Source organism: Roseovarius sp. MS2 (assembly GCF_051447875.1).
Taxonomy (GTDB): Bacteria; Pseudomonadota; Alphaproteobacteria; order Rhodobacterales; family Rhodobacteraceae; genus Roseovarius; species Roseovarius mucosus_A.
The window spans coordinates 142,850-157,302 of the sequence record NZ_JBKHVF010000001.1 but is presented as its reverse complement, the minus strand read 5'-3'; the positions used below and the strand labels follow the sequence as shown (position 1 = coordinate 157,302).

The 14,453-nt window shown below is 63.3% G+C and carries 16 protein-coding genes, 1 tRNA gene and 1 riboswitch; of the genes, 9 read left to right on the top strand and 8 right to left on the bottom strand.

Annotated features, from left to right (window positions below; all coding sequences use genetic code 11):
• Positions 1-53: 53 nt before the first annotated feature.
• From ACLGGT_RS00845 to miaA, 4 genes are all read right to left on the bottom strand, one after another.
• Complete coding sequence (locus ACLGGT_RS00845; protein WP_081506614.1) at positions 54-2,471, bottom strand: aerobic carbon-monoxide dehydrogenase large subunit; 2,418 nt, start codon at positions 2,469-2,471, stop codon at positions 54-56.
• Positions 2,468-2,962, bottom strand: coding sequence for a (2Fe-2S)-binding protein (locus tag ACLGGT_RS00840; protein WP_008280463.1), 495 nt, complete (start codon positions 2,960-2,962; stop codon positions 2,468-2,470). Before ACLGGT_RS00840 ends, ACLGGT_RS00845 begins: the two co-directional genes overlap by 4 nt.
• A gap of 12 nt (positions 2,963-2,974) precedes the next feature.
• Positions 2,975-3,829 carry an FAD binding domain-containing protein gene (locus ACLGGT_RS00835; RefSeq protein WP_437194833.1) on the bottom strand — a complete coding sequence of 285 codons (855 nt, stop codon included), beginning with the start codon at positions 3,827-3,829 and terminating at the stop codon, positions 2,975-2,977.
• Positions 3,830-3,966: 137 nt separating this feature from the next.
• The gene (gene miaA / locus ACLGGT_RS00830) at positions 3,967-4,854 is read right to left on the bottom strand and encodes a tRNA (adenosine(37)-N6)-dimethylallyltransferase MiaA (RefSeq protein WP_437194832.1); all 888 of its coding nucleotides are present in this window, start codon (positions 4,852-4,854) and stop codon (positions 3,967-3,969) included.
• 141 nt (positions 4,855-4,995) lie between these two features.
• Between miaA and pyrH the strand changes: the two genes are divergently transcribed.
• The 8 genes from pyrH to ACLGGT_RS00790 all read left to right on the top strand — a co-directional run bounded on the left by pyrH (position 4,996) and on the right by ACLGGT_RS00790 (position 11,518).
• Complete coding sequence (pyrH, locus tag ACLGGT_RS00825) at positions 4,996-5,721, top strand: UMP kinase (protein ID WP_198133578.1); 726 nt, start codon at positions 4,996-4,998, stop codon at positions 5,719-5,721.
• 48 nt (positions 5,722-5,769) lie between these two features.
• Positions 5,770-6,333 (top strand): ribosome recycling factor, encoded by a 564-nt coding sequence (frr, locus tag ACLGGT_RS00820; RefSeq protein ID WP_008280458.1) that lies wholly within the window; start codon positions 5,770-5,772, stop codon positions 6,331-6,333.
• A gap of 17 nt (positions 6,334-6,350) precedes the next feature.
• Positions 6,351-7,076, top strand: a complete 726-nt coding sequence (locus ACLGGT_RS00815) for an isoprenyl transferase (protein ID WP_437194831.1) — start codon at positions 6,351-6,353, stop codon at positions 7,074-7,076.
• Positions 7,073-7,852, top strand: a complete 780-nt coding sequence (locus tag ACLGGT_RS00810) for a phosphatidate cytidylyltransferase (protein WP_437194830.1) — start codon at positions 7,073-7,075, stop codon at positions 7,850-7,852. Before ACLGGT_RS00815 ends, ACLGGT_RS00810 begins: the two co-directional genes overlap by 4 nt.
• Complete coding sequence (dxr, locus tag ACLGGT_RS00805) at positions 7,849-9,027, top strand: 1-deoxy-D-xylulose-5-phosphate reductoisomerase (protein WP_008280455.1); 1,179 nt, start codon at positions 7,849-7,851, stop codon at positions 9,025-9,027. Before ACLGGT_RS00810 ends, dxr begins: the two co-directional genes overlap by 4 nt.
• Positions 9,028-9,030: 3 nt before the next feature.
• Positions 9,031-10,380: an RIP metalloprotease RseP gene (gene rseP, locus ACLGGT_RS00800; protein WP_375553201.1), complete on the top strand. Its 1,350-nt coding sequence runs from the start codon at positions 9,031-9,033 to the stop codon at positions 10,378-10,380.
• Between the two features lie 18 nt (positions 10,381-10,398).
• Complete coding sequence (locus ACLGGT_RS00795; protein ID WP_008280453.1) at positions 10,399-10,869, top strand: OsmC family protein; 471 nt, start codon at positions 10,399-10,401, stop codon at positions 10,867-10,869.
• Between the two features lie 50 nt (positions 10,870-10,919).
• A riboswitch (cobalamin riboswitch) is annotated at positions 10,920-11,119 on the top strand.
• 102 nt (positions 11,120-11,221) lie between these two features.
• Positions 11,222-11,518, top strand: a complete 297-nt coding sequence (locus ACLGGT_RS00790; RefSeq protein ID WP_437194829.1) for a hypothetical protein — start codon at positions 11,222-11,224, stop codon at positions 11,516-11,518.
• 255 nt (positions 11,519-11,773) lie between these two features.
• Here ACLGGT_RS00790 and ACLGGT_RS00785 read toward each other — a convergent pair whose 3' ends face one another.
• Positions 11,774-12,001 carry a DUF1127 domain-containing protein gene (locus ACLGGT_RS00785; protein WP_008280451.1) on the bottom strand — a complete coding sequence of 76 codons (228 nt, stop codon included), beginning with the start codon at positions 11,999-12,001 and terminating at the stop codon, positions 11,774-11,776.
• Positions 12,002-12,249: 248 nt separating this feature from the next.
• On the opposite strand from ACLGGT_RS00785, the gene ACLGGT_RS00780 reads away from it, so the two are divergent.
• Entirely contained in the window at positions 12,250-13,305 is a 1,056-nt protein-coding gene (locus ACLGGT_RS00780) for a P-loop NTPase (RefSeq protein ID WP_437194828.1), read from the top strand.
• Between the two features lie 46 nt (positions 13,306-13,351).
• On the opposite strand, the gene ACLGGT_RS00775 is transcribed toward ACLGGT_RS00780, so the two are convergent.
• From ACLGGT_RS00775 to ACLGGT_RS00765, 3 genes are all read right to left on the bottom strand, one after another.
• Positions 13,352-13,861 carry a peptidoglycan-binding domain-containing protein gene (locus ACLGGT_RS00775; protein WP_081506608.1) on the bottom strand — a complete coding sequence of 170 codons (510 nt, stop codon included), beginning with the start codon at positions 13,859-13,861 and terminating at the stop codon, positions 13,352-13,354.
• Between the two features lie 35 nt (positions 13,862-13,896).
• Entirely contained in the window at positions 13,897-14,271 is a 375-nt protein-coding gene (locus ACLGGT_RS00770; RefSeq protein WP_008280447.1) for an exodeoxyribonuclease VII large subunit, read from the bottom strand.
• Positions 14,272-14,350: 79 nt separating this feature from the next.
• A tRNA-Glu gene (locus ACLGGT_RS00765) sits at positions 14,351-14,425 on the bottom strand.
• Positions 14,426-14,453 lie beyond the last annotated feature (28 nt).

Below are 14,453 nucleotides of genomic sequence, written 5' to 3'. Positions count from 1 at the left end.
TCTTTTTGGTGCAAATACTCCGGGGGTCCGGGGGCTGGCCCCCGGTCCCGTCCTCAGCCATGCAGCCCGAGGTCATGGGCTGCGCGCCAGATGCGCCAATGATCATGCGGCATATGGCTTTGACGCAGGCCAAAGGGGCGCAGCGCATCATGCACGGCGTTTGAAAAGGCCGGAACACCGCCGACATTCGGGCTTTCACCCACGCCCTTGGCCCCGATGGGGTGGTGTGGCGAGGGGGTTTCCGTATGATCTGTGGTGTAATGCGGCGTTTCCCACGCGGTGGGGATAAAGAAATCCATCAGCGTGCCGGTTTTGACATTGCCCATCTCGTCATAGGCAATTTCCTGTCCCATGGCGATGGCGAGCGCCTCTGTCAGGCCGCCATGCACTTGGCCTTCGATCACCATCGGGTTGATGCGGGTGCCGCAATCGTCGAGCGCGTAGAACTGGCGGATTTGGGTCTCGCCGGTGTCGACGTCGATTTCCATCACGCAGATATAGGCCCCGAAGGGATAGGTCATGTTGGGCGGATCGTAGTAGCTGACCGCTTCGAGCCCCGGCTCGACGCCGGGAATGGCCTGATGATAGGCGGCATAGGCAATCTCGGCCATGGTCTTGAACCGTTCCGGCGCGCCTTTGACGGCGAAGCGGTCGATGTCGAATTCGACGTCATCGTCATGGACCTCTAGCAGATAGGCCGCGATCATCTGCGCCTTGGCGCGGATTTTGCGACCGGCGAGCGCGGTGGCGGCCCCTGCCACGGGGGTAGAGCGGCTGCCATAGGTGCCAAGGCCGTAGGGCGCGGTGTCGGTGTCGCCTTCTTCCACCGTGATCTTGTCCGCCGGGATGCCGATTTCGGTGGCGAGGATCTGGGCAAAGGTGGTGGCGTGGCCTTGACCCTGAGAGATGGTGCCAAGGCGGGCGATGGCCGATCCGGTGGGGTGGATGCGGATTTCGCAGCTGTCGAACATGCCCATCCCAAGGATGTCGCAATTCTTGACCGGGCCGGCCCCCACGATTTCGGTGAAATGCGTGAGGCCAATGCCAATCAGTTTGCGGGTTTCGCCGCGTTTGAAGGCCTCGATGCGTTCGGCCTGTTCGGCGCGCAGCCCGGCGTAATCCACAGCCTCGAGCGCCTTGTCCCAGGCGGTGTGGTAATCGCCGCTGTCATATTCCCAGCCAAGCGCCGAGTGATAGGGGAATTGATCGGCGCGGATGAAGTTGATGCGGCGGAGTTCTGCCGCGTCCATGCCGAGTTCAATGGCCAGTATTTCGATCATGCGCTCTATGAAATACGCGGCCTCGGTCACGCGGAAGGAGCAGCGATAGGCGACGCCGCCCGGGGCCTTGTTGGTATAGACGCCATCGACGCCCACGTAGGCCACGGGGATGTCATAGCTGCCGGTGCAGATGTGAAAGAATCCGGCCGGGAATTTGGTTGGATCGGCGCAGGCGTCGAACGCGCCGTGATCGGCGGTGACATGGCACCAGAGGCCGGTGATCTTGCCCTCTTTGGTGGCCGCGATCTTGCCCTTCATCCAGTAGTCGCGGGCGAAGGCGGTGGCCATCAGGTTTTCCATCCGATCCTCGACCCATTTCACCGGCAGGCCGGTGACGATGGTGGCGACGATCGAGCAGACATAGCCGGGATAAACGCCGACCTTGTTGCCAAAGCCGCCGCCGATGTCGGGCGACACCACGCGGATGTTGTGTTCGTCGATGCCCGACAGCAAGGAGGCCACGGTGCGCACCACATGCGGGGCCTGAAAGGTGCCATAGAGCGTGAGCTTGCCATTCACCTTGTCCATGGAGGCGACGCAGCCGCAGGTTTCCAGTGGGCAGGGGTGGGTGCGGTGGTAATAGATCATTTCCTCGGCCACCACATCGGCGGAGGCGATCACCTCTTCGGTGGTGGATTTATCGCCCTGTTCCCACAGGAAAATATGGTTGGGGTGGCGGCGGGGGCCGTGGGCACCATCGGCACCGGGGGCGAGATCCTCGCGCAGCACTGTGTCGGAGTTGAGCGCCTCGAACGGGTCGGTGATGACGGGGAGTTCCTCATACTCGACGTCGACCAGTTCCACAGCGTCGGCGGCAACGTAACGGTCGCGGGCGACGACAAAGGCCACTTCTTGTCCTTGAAAGAGCACTTTGCCATCGGCAAGCACCATCTGTTTGTCGCCCGCAAGGGTGGGCATCCAATGCAGGCCGAGCGGTTCGAGATCCTTGGCCGTCAGCACAGCCACCACGCCGTCAAGCGCCATGGCGGCGGAGGTGTCGATGGATTTCACGCGGGCATGGGCATAGGGCGAACGGACGAAATCGCCAAAGAGCATGCCGGGCATCTTGATGTCATCGACATAATTGCCCTTGCCTTGGGTAAAGCGCGCATCTTCGACGCGCTTGCGGGCGCAGCCGATGCCCTTGAGCTTGGCGGTGCGGTCGTCGCGGTCTGGCGTCAGATCGTTCATTCTGCGGCCTCCTTGGAGGAATTGAGTGTGGCAGCGGCGGCGAGCACCGATTTGACGATGTTTTGATAGCCGGTGCAGCGGCAGAGATTGCCCGCCATGCCGAAGCGCACCTCTTCTTCGGTGGGGTCGGGGTTTTCCTTAAGCAGTTGTGCCGCGCGGGTGATCATACCCGGCGTGCAAAAGCCGCATTGCAACCCGTGATGCTCGCGAAACGCCTCTTGCAGCGGGTGGAGCGCATCGGGGCTTCCGAGCCCTTCGATGGTGGTGATGCTGGCCCCGTCTGCCTGAGCGGCGAAGACGGTGCAGGATTTGATCGACCGGTCGCCCATAATCACGGTGCAGGCGCCGCAATGCGAGGTTTCGCAGCCGATATGCGGGCCTGTGATATTGAGGCGTTCGCGCAGGACATGGATCAAAAGCTCGCGTGGTTCTGCCAGCAATTCATGGCGGGTGCCGTTCACGGTGAGGGTGATCTGCATTTTCTTGGACATGGGTGCGTTTCCTCAGGCGCGCGACCAAGCGCGGGCGATGGCGCGGGCAAGGATGATGCCTGCCGCGTGGCGTTTGAATTCGACCGGTCCGCGATTGTCCTCTGACGGGTCGATGGCGGTTTGCATCGCGGTGATTGCGGCGATGACGGCATCTTCGCCGCAGGCGGTGCCGATGAGGGCATTGCCTGCTGCCTCGGCCCAGATGGGCGTATCGGAGAGGTTGGTCATGGCGATGGACGCGGCGGTGCAGTGATCGCCCGAGCGGGTGAGGATCACGGCGGCGGCGGCGGTGGCGTAATCGCCGATCTTGCGTTTCTGTTTCTCATAGGCCTGCCCGCCGGTGGGCGCGTCAAAGCTGACTGCGGTCAGGATTTCGTCATCCTCGCGGGCGGTCAGATAGGCGCTCTCGTAGAATTCCCGTGCGGGGATGGTGCGGCTGCCCTCGGGGCCGGTGACGTGGAATGTGGCGTTCAGGCATTGCATCAGGCCGGGCATGTCGTTGCCGGGATCGCCATTTGCGACGTTGCCGCCGAGCGTGCCCATGGCGCGCACCTGCGGATCAGCAATCTGAAGCGCCGCCTCGCGCAGGATGGGCGCGTGGGTGGTCAGACCGGCATGAGCGATGATTTCGGCCTGCGTGACCATGGCCCCAAGGGTGATGCGGCTGCCATCCATGGTGATCCCGCGCAGCGCGTCGATCGCTTGCAAGTCGATGAGGTGCGGCACCTCGGCCATGCGCAGCTTCATCATCGGGATGAGGCTGTGACCGCCTGCGATAACACGGGCCTCGTCGCCGTGTTGTTGCAAGAGGGCGAGGGCGGCGGGCAGATCACCGGGGCGGTGATACTCGAATGCGGCTGAAATCATGTGGTCTCCTCCCAAAGACGGGGCCGGGCGGCCTTGGGCGGAATTGGAGAGGGCAGGGGCGATTTGTCGCCTCACAAGTCCTGAAAATCGTGGTTCGCTGCACGAAATGCGAAATGCTTGCACGAAATGCGAGCGTTTCAGGCGGTGAGCGTTTCGGCCTCTATCGGCTGCCATGCCTGCATCCGCGCGCGGAACCATGTGCGCTGGCGTTTGGCATATTGGCGGGTGGCGATGGTGGCGGCCTCGCGCGCCTGATCGAGCGTCATTTCGCCGCGTAAATGCGCGATGAGTTCGGGCGCGCCGATGGCCTTCATCGAGGGCAGGGCAGGGTTCCAGAGGGGCAGATTGGCGCGCACCTCGTCCAGCGCCCCGGCGGCGAGCATGGCGTCAAACCGGCGGGCGATGCGGGCATTTAGCCAATCCTTGTTGGCGGTGATCAAAAGCGGGGTGCAGCCGGAGAGTGGCAGAAGGGGTGGCGGCGTGTCATCCTGCCATGCGGCCAGCCCGCGACCTGTGGCGCGCTGCACCTCCCACGCGCGCTGGACGCGCATGGGATTGCGGGTGTCGATGCGCGCAAGGGTCGTGGGATCAAGGGCGGCAAGGAGTGTGGATAGCCCTTGTGTGGCCATGAGGTGATCGGCCTCGGCGCGCAAAGCGGGTGGGGTTGGGGGAATCTCGGCCAGACCTTCGGTCAACGCGCTGAAATAGAGGCCGGTGCCGCCGATGATGATCGCGCGTTCTGGCGTCTGGAGGATCGCCGCCACCTCGCGCAGCCAATGGCCGGTGGAATAGTCGTCCTGCGCGCCGATATGCCCGTACAGGCGGTGGGGAACGGTTGCTGTGTCCTCGGCGCTGGGCCTGGCGCTGAGAATGCGCCAGTTTTCATAGACTTGCAGGGCGTCGGCGTTGACGATGACGCCACCTTGGGTGCGCGCGATATGCATCGCGAGCGCCGATTTGCCGCTGGCGGTGGGGCCAGCGATCAAGACGGGGCGGTCAGGGTGGATCTCAACGGGCAGGCTCATAGGCCCCGGTTAGCGCCAATCGCGCGGTTTGGCGAGGCGGTTTGCCGCCTTTTCCCCGCGAAACGGGGTGATCAGCGATTGCACATGGGCGGCATTTGCGACATTTTGCGCGAGATTGACACGACCGAACGGAGAATGCCGATGACCACCCCGGAGAGAGCCAAATTCACCCGTGTGATGCTCAAGATTTCCGGGGAGGCGCTGATGGGGGATCTGGGCTACGGGTTGCATCCCCCAACGGTTGAGCGGATCGCGCGCGAGGTCAAGATTGTGCATGATCTGGGGGTTGAGATCTGCATGGTGATTGGCGGCGGTAACATTTTTCGCGGCTTGCAAGGCAGCGCTCAGGGGATGGAGCGCACGACGGCGGATTACATGGGCATGCTGGCCACAGTGATGAACGCGCTGGCCATGCAGAGCGCGCTGGAGAAAATGGGCGTGTTTTGCCGGGTGATCAGCGCCATTCGCATGGATGAGGTGGCAGAGCCCTATATCCGCCGCCGTGCCGTGCGGCATCTGGAGAAAAAGCGCGTGTGCATTTTTGCCGCTGGAACCGGCAACCCCTATTTCACCACCGATACGGCGGCAACGCTGCGGGCCAATGAAATGGCCTGTGAGGCGATCTTTAAGGGGACCAAGGTGGATGGGGTCTATGACAAGGACCCGATCAAATATCCGGATGCCAAGCGGTTCGAGCGTGTGACCTATGACGAGGTGCTGGCGCAGCATCTGGGGGTGATGGATGCCTCGGCGATTGCGCTGGCGCGGGACAATAACTTGCCGATTATCGTCTTCTCGCTTGACGAACCGGGCGGGTTCAAGGGCATTCTGGCCGGTGAGGGCACCTATACAACCGTGCACGGTTGAGGCAAAACAAGGCTTAGACGCAAGAGCCGCAAGAAGGACCAAGACAATATGGCGGATGATATCGAAATCGACACAGGTGATCTGGAGCGCCGGATGGAGGGTGCGATTGGCGCGCTCAAAACCGAGTTTGCCTCGTTGCGCACCGGTCGCGCCTCGGCCTCGATGCTGGAGCCGATCATGGTCGATGCCTATGGCCAGAAAACCCCGATCAATCAGGTGGGCACGGTCAACGTGCCCGAACCGCGCATGGTGACGGTCAATGTCTGGGACAAGGGCCTTGTCGGTAAGGTGGAAAAAGCCATTCGCGAGAGTGGTTTGGGCATCAATCCGCAGCTTAACGGCACCATTATCATGCTGCCGATTCCTGAGCTGAACGAACAGCGGCGCAAAGAGCTGACCAAAGTGGCGGCGCAATATGCCGAGCATGCCCGGGTTGCTGTGCGCAATGTGCGCCGCGACGGGATGGATCAGATCAAGAAGGCCAAAGGCGATGGCATGTCGGAGGATGATCAGAAATTCTGGGAATCCGAGGTGCAATCTCTGACCGACCGTTTCATCAAGCATGTCGATGAATTGCTGGAGGGTAAGCAAGCGGAGATCATGCAGGTCTGATGGCAAAAAGTGCGCCCATGGCAGGAATATCCGCGCCGGCCGAGGGGCCGCGCCATGTGGCGATCATTATGGATGGCAACGGGCGTTGGGCGCAAAAGCGTGGGCGGCCGCGTCTCTTTGGTCATCATGCCGGTGCACGCCGGGTGCGCGAGATCGTGCAATCCTGCCCCGGTTTGGGCGTCAAGTATCTGACGATCTTTGCCTTTTCCACCGAGAACTGGAAACGGACCCAGACCGAGGTGGCGGGGCTGATGAGCCTCTTTCGTCGCTACATCATGAAGGAAATGCAGGAATTCGTGCGCGAGAATGTGCAGGTGCGTTTCATCGGCGACCGGCCCCGGCTGGATGCCAAGCTGCGCGGGCTGATGGATGAGGCCGAGGCGATGACCGCGCATTGCACGGGCACCAACCTGACCATCGCGCTGAATTACGGGGGGCGCGATGAGGTGTCGCGCGCCACCAAGCGGTTGGCGATTGATGTGGCCGAAGGGCGGTTGCGCCCCGAGGATGTCGACGAGGAAACCTTGCCCCGCTACTTGGATACCTGCGTGCTGCCCGATCCTGATCTGGTGATCCGGACCAGCGGCGAGGCGCGGATTTCCAATTTCCTGCTGTGGCAATCGGCCTATGCGGAATATGAATTCATCGACACGCTCTGGCCAGATTTCACGCCGGATGTGTTCGCCCGGTTGCTGTCGCAATATGGCGCGCGGGATCGCCGCTTTGGGGCTGTGCCTGCATGAGCGGGGCGGCGCGCTGGGCGGACCTGTGGCCGCGCCTTGTGTCGGGTATCTTGCTGATCGTTGTGGGCGCAATTGAAATCTGGTTGGGCGGTCTGCCCTTTGCCGCGCTGGTCTGTGTGCTGGCGGGCGCGATGATCTGGGAAGCGGCGCGCATGTTCGCGGCCCCTGACGCGCTGCGCTCGGGCGTGCTGGCGGCTGTGGCGGTGGCACTGGCGCTGTGGTTGCCGGGGATCATGGTGTTGCCGATCCTTTTGGCTGCGGTCGTGGTTGCCGCAAGTTCGGTCGAGCGCGAGCGCGGGCCGTTCTTTGCGCTTGCGATTTGGGCCCTGTTGGGGTGCTACGCCATGGGCACGCTGCGCGCCGAGGCGGGGCTGATCTGGGTGTTATGGCTGGTGGCGGTGGTGGTCATCTCTGACGTTGCGGGCTATTTTGCCGGGCGCATGCTGGGTGGGCCCAAGTTCTGGCCGCGCATCAGCCCCAAGAAAACATGGTCAGGCACGATTGCGGGCTGGTTTGGTGCGGCGGTGATCGGGGCGATATTCGCCGCGCCGACCGGGGCGGGGCTTGCGCTGGTGCCGCTGTCGGTGCTGGTGGGGTTTGCCGGGCAGATGGGCGATATTGCAGAAAGTGCGGTCAAGCGGTTGCGCGGGATCAAGGACAGTTCCAACCTTATTCCCGGTCACGGCGGCGTGCTGGACCGGTTTGATGCGATGCTGGGCGCGGCGTTGGTCGTGGTGATCTTGTGGGCGCTGGGCCTCTTGCCGGGGGTGGCATGAAACGTATTTCCATTTTAGGGGCAACCGGCTCTGTCGGGCAGAACACGATTGACCTGATCCGGCGCGCGCCGGGGGCCTATCAGGTGGTGGCGCTGACGGGGGGGCATCACATCGACAAGCTGGCGCGCGATGCCATAGACCTCGGGGCCGAGGTGGCGGTGACGGCGCATGACGATCTGCTGGTGTCGCTGCGCGAGGCGCTCAAAGGGAGCAAGGTTGAGGCGGCGGCGGGCAAGGCGGCGTTGAATGAGGCGGCCAGCCGACCGGCGCAATGGGTGATGTCGGCCATCGTGGGGGCCGCAGGGCTGGCCCCCGGTTTGGCGGCGCTGGAGCAGGGCGCGACGCTGGCCTTGGCCAACAAGGAATCGCTGGTGACGGCGGGGGCGCTGATGATGCGCACCGCGCGTGCCAACCGTGCCAATATTCTGCCCGTGGATAGCGAACATTCCGCGATATTTCAGGCGCTTGTGGGCGAGGATGCGGCCGCCGTGAGCCGGGTGATCATCACCGCTTCGGGCGGGGCCTTTCGCGATTGGCCGCTGGAGCGGCTGGCGGGGGCCACCGTGGCTGAGGCGTCGAGCCATCCCAATTGGGCCATGGGGCAGAGGATCACCATTGATTCCGCTTCGATGTTCAACAAGGCGATGGAGATGATCGAGGCGCGCGAATTTTTTGGCTTTGCCCCCGATCAGATTGAGGTGCTTATTCATCCGCAATCGCTGGTGCATGCGTTGGTGGGGTTCTGCGATGGTGCGCTTATGGCGCATGTCGGGCCGCCGGATATGCGCCATGCCATTGGCTATGCGCTGAACTGGCCGCAGCGACAGGCGCTGCCGGTGGAGGCGCTGGATTTGGCGGCGATTGGCATGCTGGAATTTCGCCCGCCAGACCCCGAGCGCTATCCCGCGCTGCGGCTGGCGCGCGAGGTGATGCAGGCGCGGGGCCTTTCGGGGGCGGTGTTCAATGCGGCCAAGGAGCGGGCGCTGGATCACTTTATCGCGGGGCGGATCAGCTTTACAGATATGAACATCGTGGTTGAGGAGGTTTTGACCGCCTTGCAGGATGCGCCAGAGGCGCGGAATTCCGAGATGACCCTTGATGTGGTGGCGCATATGGACCATCTGGCTAGGAAGCAGGCCGATCTGGTCGTCTCTCAGCGAAGAACCCAAGGATAAAGCGTGGAAATTCTGACCTCTCTGCCGCAATTCGGCAATCTGTTCCTGACCCTGTTGGCCTTTGTTGTGGCGTTGTCCGTGATCGTGGCGGTGCATGAATATGGCCATTACATCGTTGGGCGCTGGTCAGGGATCAAGGCCGAAGTCTTCTCTTTGGGGTTTGGCCCGGTGCTGTTTTCGCGGATGGATCGGCATGGGACGCGCTGGCAGATCGCGGCTTTGCCCTTTGGCGGGTTCGTCAAGTTTCTGGGTGATGCCGATGCGGCGAGCGGCAAGGACGGCGCGGCGATGGCGGCGCTGCCGCCTGAACGGCTGCGCCAGACGATGCATGGTGCTCCGCTTTGGGCGCGCACGGCGACCGTGGCGGCGGGGCCGGTGTTCAATTTCATTCTGTCGATCATCATTTTCAGCGCTGTGATGATGACCGGGGGCAAGACCGCCGACCCGCTGACCGTGGGCGCATTGAAGCCGCTGCCGGTTGCGGGGATCACGCTGGAGCCGGGCGACCGGGTGCTGAGCGTCGAGGGTATGCCCCTGCCTGATGTTGCTGCGGGCGAGGTCTATGATGATATGATCGACGCGCTGCCGCGCGAGGCGCTGTTGCGCTACACGGTTGAGCGCGCGGGACGCGAGATCGAGGCGATGGGCCCGCAGCTTATGCCGCCGTTGATCAGCGGGCTGGCACCGCAATCTGCGGCCTTTGCGGCGGATTTGGAAGCGGGTGATGTGATTACGGCGATCAATGGCACGCCGATTGTGGCCTTTGAAGAGCTGAAGGTTGTGGTCGAGGGGTCTAATGGGGCACCGCTGGCGCTGACAGTGTGGCGCGAGGGCGACGAAAGCCACGAGGTCACGATTACCCCGCGCCGGGTGGACGAACCGCAGCCTGAGGGCGGGTTTCGCACCGAATGGCGAATCGGGATCGCGGGCGGCATGGCGTTTGAGCCTGCGACCGAGCGGCTTGGGCTGATTGAAGCGGTGGGGGATGCGGTCGGCCAGACCGGCGACATCATCCAAAGTTCGCTGTCGGGCCTTTATCACATGATCACCGGGGCGATCAGCAGTTGCAACATGTCCGGGCCGATTGGCATCGCGCAGGTTTCGGGGGCGATGGCCAGCCAAGGCGCGGAAAGTTTCATCTGGTTCATTGCGGTGCTGTCAACGGCGGTTGGTCTGCTTAATCTCTTTCCGGTGCCGGTTCTGGATGGCGGGCATTTGGTGTTTTACGCCTATGAGGCCGTTTCGGGCCGCCCGCCGAGCGAGCGGGCGTTGCGGGTGCTGATGACTGTTGGTCTGACGCTCATCTTGTCGCTGATGCTGTTCGCCCTCTTCAACGATATTTTTTGCCCCTAAGGCGCGGGAGGGGTCAAGGTGACGGAGCATGATTATACTGCCCGCGTCGTCTGGACCGGCAACCGGGGCGACGGGACGCGGCATTACAAGGGCTATGACCGGACCTGGAATGTCGAGACGCCGGGCAAGCCCGTGATACACTGCTCGAACGACCCGCTGCTTGGCGGAAATCCCGGTCTGCATAATCCCGAGGATATGCTGATTGCCGCGCTCAGCGCCTGTCATATGCTGTGGTTTTTGCATCTGGCGAGCGATGCGGGCATTGCCGTGCAAGCCTATGAGGATGATCCGCTGGCGGTGGGTGAGACGGATAGCACCGGGGCCAGCCGGTTTCTGCGCGCCACGCTGCGGCCCCGGATTGCGGTGCCGGCGGGAACCGATCTTGGGCGGGTTGATGCGTTGCATGGGCAGGTGCATGCGTTCTGCTTTATCGCGCGGTCGGTGAATTTTCCTGTGAGCTACGCGGCGCGGTATCGCGTTCTGGCGTGAGCGGCGCGGGCGGCGTCGGTTTCAGACTTGCAGATCGGGGGCCTGCGCGGCTAGGCTGATCCTGTCAGGGTGCCGCCCTTTGGGGCGGAGAATTGGGAAGCCGGTGTAACTCCGGCGCTGCCCCCGCAACGGTAAGGGAGGGCATTTCGGCGATAGGCCACTGGGCAATTTGTCCGGGAAGGTGCCGAGATGCGAGGGCCATTTGGCCTGCCGCCCAAGCCCGGAAACCAGCCTTGGCGGATCGTCGAATCGCGGGGTGCGGTGCGGGCGTGCGCGCCTCGTCTCTGTCGTGCCATGGCCCCTGCTGCTCTCGCCCCATCCGACCCGGGGTGCGGTCGGGGAGAAGAGCAGAATGAGTTTCCTAAGAATCATGAATGGGCTGGAGCGTGATCCGGCCATCGGGCGTCAGGCCGAGCAAGTGGCGCGGATCGGGTTTTTGACCTGGGCGTGTTCGGTTGAAGGGCCTGTCACGGCGCAAGTGGCGCGGGCGGCGTTGGACTGCCCCGAAGCCGTGGCGGCAGAAAGCGACGCGGCGCGGGCCTTTGTCGGAATCTTGCAAGAGGCGAGCCGGGCGTATCTGGCAGGCACGATGCGGCGCGGGCGCGCGCGTGCAGCACTAAGCCTTGCCGTGCGGCTACCGGAGGGGTGAGCCGCGCGGGGCGGTTCGTGCGACTAGTGAAAAGTTTGCCCTGTCTTGCATCCGCGCAATAAAAAACGGCGGCACCAGGGAGGAGGAGGGGTGCCGCCGTTTCCTATACGTCCGGCCCAGGGAGGAGGAGAGGGCCATTCGCAAAACGAAGGGACTTGTTCAGTCCCGATTTGACGGCCCCGAGCATCAGGGAGGAGGAAAGATGCCCGTGACCGTAACAGATACCCCAGGGAGGAGGAGGGGGTATCTGATCCTTTAGTACGACCGGTGGCCGTAAACTGTTTCATGCGCAACGCGGCGGATTTCGCTACGGTGCAGGCCCAGATCGGCGAGGTCATGCGCGCTAAGTTGCGACAGCTCATTGACCGTGCGGCGATAGGTGCGATAATTCACAAAGCGCTGCATTGCAGCATAGACAGCCGCGCTCAGGTCTTCGCCGAGGACGGCGGTGGCGGAGCGGCTGGTGTTAAGCGTCGTCGGCATTTTCGGGTCCTTGCGGATTTGATTGTATTCAGGTTCGGCGGGGTTCGTTTCGCCATTTGTTGAGAGTAAGATACGCCTTTGCTGCGCGTGCACAATACCCCTGATAAGCAATGCTGCTATGCAGCAAATGCATAAGCTAAAAGTGACCTAAGGTTAAGCAAATGCGGCATTTTTTAGGCGTTATGTGAAGACTTGCTGCTGTCGCCGTGATGGTGGCTGAGGACCAACCCAGGACCAAAGGACCGAAGATGAACGATTTTCGCAGCGAACTTGAAGCGCGGTTGCGGCATTTGGAATTGCCGGATGGCGGTGATCTCATCTCCCGAGACATGGTGCGGGCGCTGACCGAAGAGGCCGGTGAGGTGCGCTTTGTCATCGAGGCCCCAAGCCCCGAGATGGCGCGGATGATGGAACCCTTGCGCGCCGCCGCCGAGCGCGCGGCCCTGAGCCTGCCGGGGGTTGTCCGGGCGCGGGTCGTGCTGACGGCGCAGGCGGCCCCGCCTGTGCTCAAGCTGGGGCAGCATCCCAAGGGCGGCAATGCCTCTATTAGGCCCGAGGGCATTGGCGCGTTGCTGGCGGTGGCCAGCGGCAAGGGTGGCGTGGGCAAATCAACCGTGGCGGCCAATCTGGCGGTAGCGCTGGCGCGACAGGGGCGGCGCGTGGGCCTGCTTGATGCCGATATTCATGGGCCAAGTCAGCCCCGCATGATGGGGCTGAGCGCGCGCCCTGCAAGCCCTGATGGCACGCGGATTACGCCGCTTGAGGCGCATGGCGTCAAGGTGATGTCGATCGGGCTGATGCTCGATCCGGCCAAGGCGGTGATATGGCGGGGGCCGATGTTGATGGGGGCCTTGCAGCAGATGTTGGCGCAGGTTGATTGGGGCGATCTGGATGCGCTCATCGTCGATCTGCCGCCGGGCACGGGCGATGTGCAACTGACACTCAGCCAACGCGCGCGGCCTGATGGGGCGATCATCGTCTCGACACCACAGGATGTGGCGCTCCTTGATGCGCGCAAGGCGATGGATATGTTCCGCACGCTCGAGGTGCCGATATTGGGCATGATCGAGAATATGTCGTTCTTTACCTGCCCCGACTGCGGGCATGAGGCGCATGTCTTTGGTCATGGCGGGGTGAAGCACGAGGCGGAGGGGCTTGGCCTGCCGCTCTTGGCGGCTTTGCCGATTGATCTTGAGACGCGGCTCGCGGGGGATGCGGGATGCCCGGTGGCTGCGGGCGACAGCCCGGCGGCGCGGGCCTATGGCGAGCTTGCGCTCCGTCTGATCCGGGAGGGGCATGGGTGAGGGTCAATGCCGCAAGCGTAACCCCAATGCCAAAGGCGGAGCAGGATCAGTCGCTGATTGGCGTGGCCACCAACCCAAGGCGGCGGGCGCTATCCAGCGAGAGCGTATCGCTCTCAAGGCCCAATGGCGCTTGATAGCGGGCGATGGCGGCGCGGGTGCGGGCGTCAAACCGCGCGGTGATCTGCCCGGTGTAGAGGCCGCGCGCCGCAAGGGCGCGCTGCACCGAGGCAATGAACTCGGGCGTCAAGAGATCGGCGCAGGGGGTTTCATACCAAGTGGTGACGCGTTCGCGCAGAATCGCCTGACGGGTCACGGTTGCATAGGCGGCAGGGCGCAGGGTCTGGCCAGATGCATCGGTTTCCGCTGGGGTAAGCTGCACCTGTTCGGTGACAGTTTCGATAACGGCGGGGGTGTCTTTTTTGCCCCAGCAGGTGCCCGGGGGCGCGCCCGGCGGCGCTTCGGCCCCGACGTTGGAGCGCTCTGGCCCAGAGGGCACGGGCTGACACGCGGCGAGGGCGAGGGCCAGCGCAAGGCAGAACAGGCGGGGCAGCAGCATGGGCGGGCGTCTCGCGGGCGATGATCGAGGCGAGCCTAGCCTGTTTGATCTGGCGGGGAAAGCGGGGTTTCGGGATCGGCCAGAAGGTCAAGCAGCGCCGAGATATCCTCGATCTCTTCGGCGACGAGATGGGTCACGCCGGATTGCCGCTCGACGCGCCCGGTCACACGCAGCATGCGCCCGGCGATCACCGCGCGGCGAAATCGGTCAAACACCTTGCGCCAGATCACGACATTGATGGTGCCGGTCTCATCCTCGAGCGTGACAAAGACCACGCCGCGCGCGGTGCCGGGGCGTTGACGCACCAGAACCAGCCCCGCCACGGTCACGCGCCGCCCCGGTGCCACCTCGGGGAGGGCCGCAGCGATCAGGGCAGAAGGGGGGCGGGGAATGGGGCGCGACGGGGGCATAAGGTCTTTCGGGTGGGAATATCTCCGACAAGAGCGCACTGCGATCACGCATCACGACTTTAACAATTATCAGGAAAAGTGGCAGCCCGTAGGGGAGTCGAACCCCTCTTTTCAGGTTGAAAACCTGACGTCCTAACCGATAGACGAACGGGCCATTCCTTGGCGTGTCGCGTAACTAGGCA

What these genes read in the sequence shown, in the direction of transcription:
- ACLGGT_RS00845 (WP_081506614.1), bottom strand. Translation starts at nt 2,471, where the DNA reads ATGAACGATCTGACGCCAGACCGCGACGACCGCACCGCCAAGCTCAAG.
- ACLGGT_RS00775 (WP_081506608.1), bottom strand. Translation starts at nt 13,861, where the DNA reads ATGCTGCTGCCCCGCCTGTTCTGCCTTGCGCTGGCCCTCGCCCTCGCC.
- ACLGGT_RS00785 (WP_008280451.1), bottom strand. Translation starts at nt 12,001, where the DNA reads ATGCCGACGACGCTTAACACCAGCCGCTCCGCCACCGCCGTCCTCGGC.
- ACLGGT_RS00810 (WP_437194830.1), top strand. Translation starts at nt 7,073, where the DNA reads ATGAGCGGGGCGGCGCGCTGGGCGGACCTGTGGCCGCGCCTTGTGTCG.
- dxr (WP_008280455.1), top strand. Translation starts at nt 7,849, where the DNA reads ATGAAACGTATTTCCATTTTAGGGGCAACCGGCTCTGTCGGGCAGAAC.
- ACLGGT_RS00770 (WP_008280447.1), bottom strand. Translation starts at nt 14,271, where the DNA reads ATGCCCCCGTCGCGCCCCATTCCCCGCCCCCCTTCTGCCCTGATCGCT.
- ACLGGT_RS00835 (WP_437194833.1), bottom strand. Translation starts at nt 3,829, where the DNA reads ATGATTTCAGCCGCATTCGAGTATCACCGCCCCGGTGATCTGCCCGCC.
- ACLGGT_RS00815 (WP_437194831.1), top strand. Translation starts at nt 6,351, where the DNA reads ATGGCAGGAATATCCGCGCCGGCCGAGGGGCCGCGCCATGTGGCGATC.
- ACLGGT_RS00840 (WP_008280463.1), bottom strand. Translation starts at nt 2,962, where the DNA reads ATGTCCAAGAAAATGCAGATCACCCTCACCGTGAACGGCACCCGCCAT.
- pyrH (WP_198133578.1), top strand. Translation starts at nt 4,996, where the DNA reads ATGACCACCCCGGAGAGAGCCAAATTCACCCGTGTGATGCTCAAGATT.
- ACLGGT_RS00790 (WP_437194829.1), top strand. Translation starts at nt 11,222, where the DNA reads ATGAGTTTCCTAAGAATCATGAATGGGCTGGAGCGTGATCCGGCCATC.
- ACLGGT_RS00780 (WP_437194828.1), top strand. Translation starts at nt 12,250, where the DNA reads ATGAACGATTTTCGCAGCGAACTTGAAGCGCGGTTGCGGCATTTGGAA.
- miaA (WP_437194832.1), bottom strand. Translation starts at nt 4,854, where the DNA reads ATGAGCCTGCCCGTTGAGATCCACCCTGACCGCCCCGTCTTGATCGCT.
- frr (WP_008280458.1), top strand. Translation starts at nt 5,770, where the DNA reads ATGGCGGATGATATCGAAATCGACACAGGTGATCTGGAGCGCCGGATG.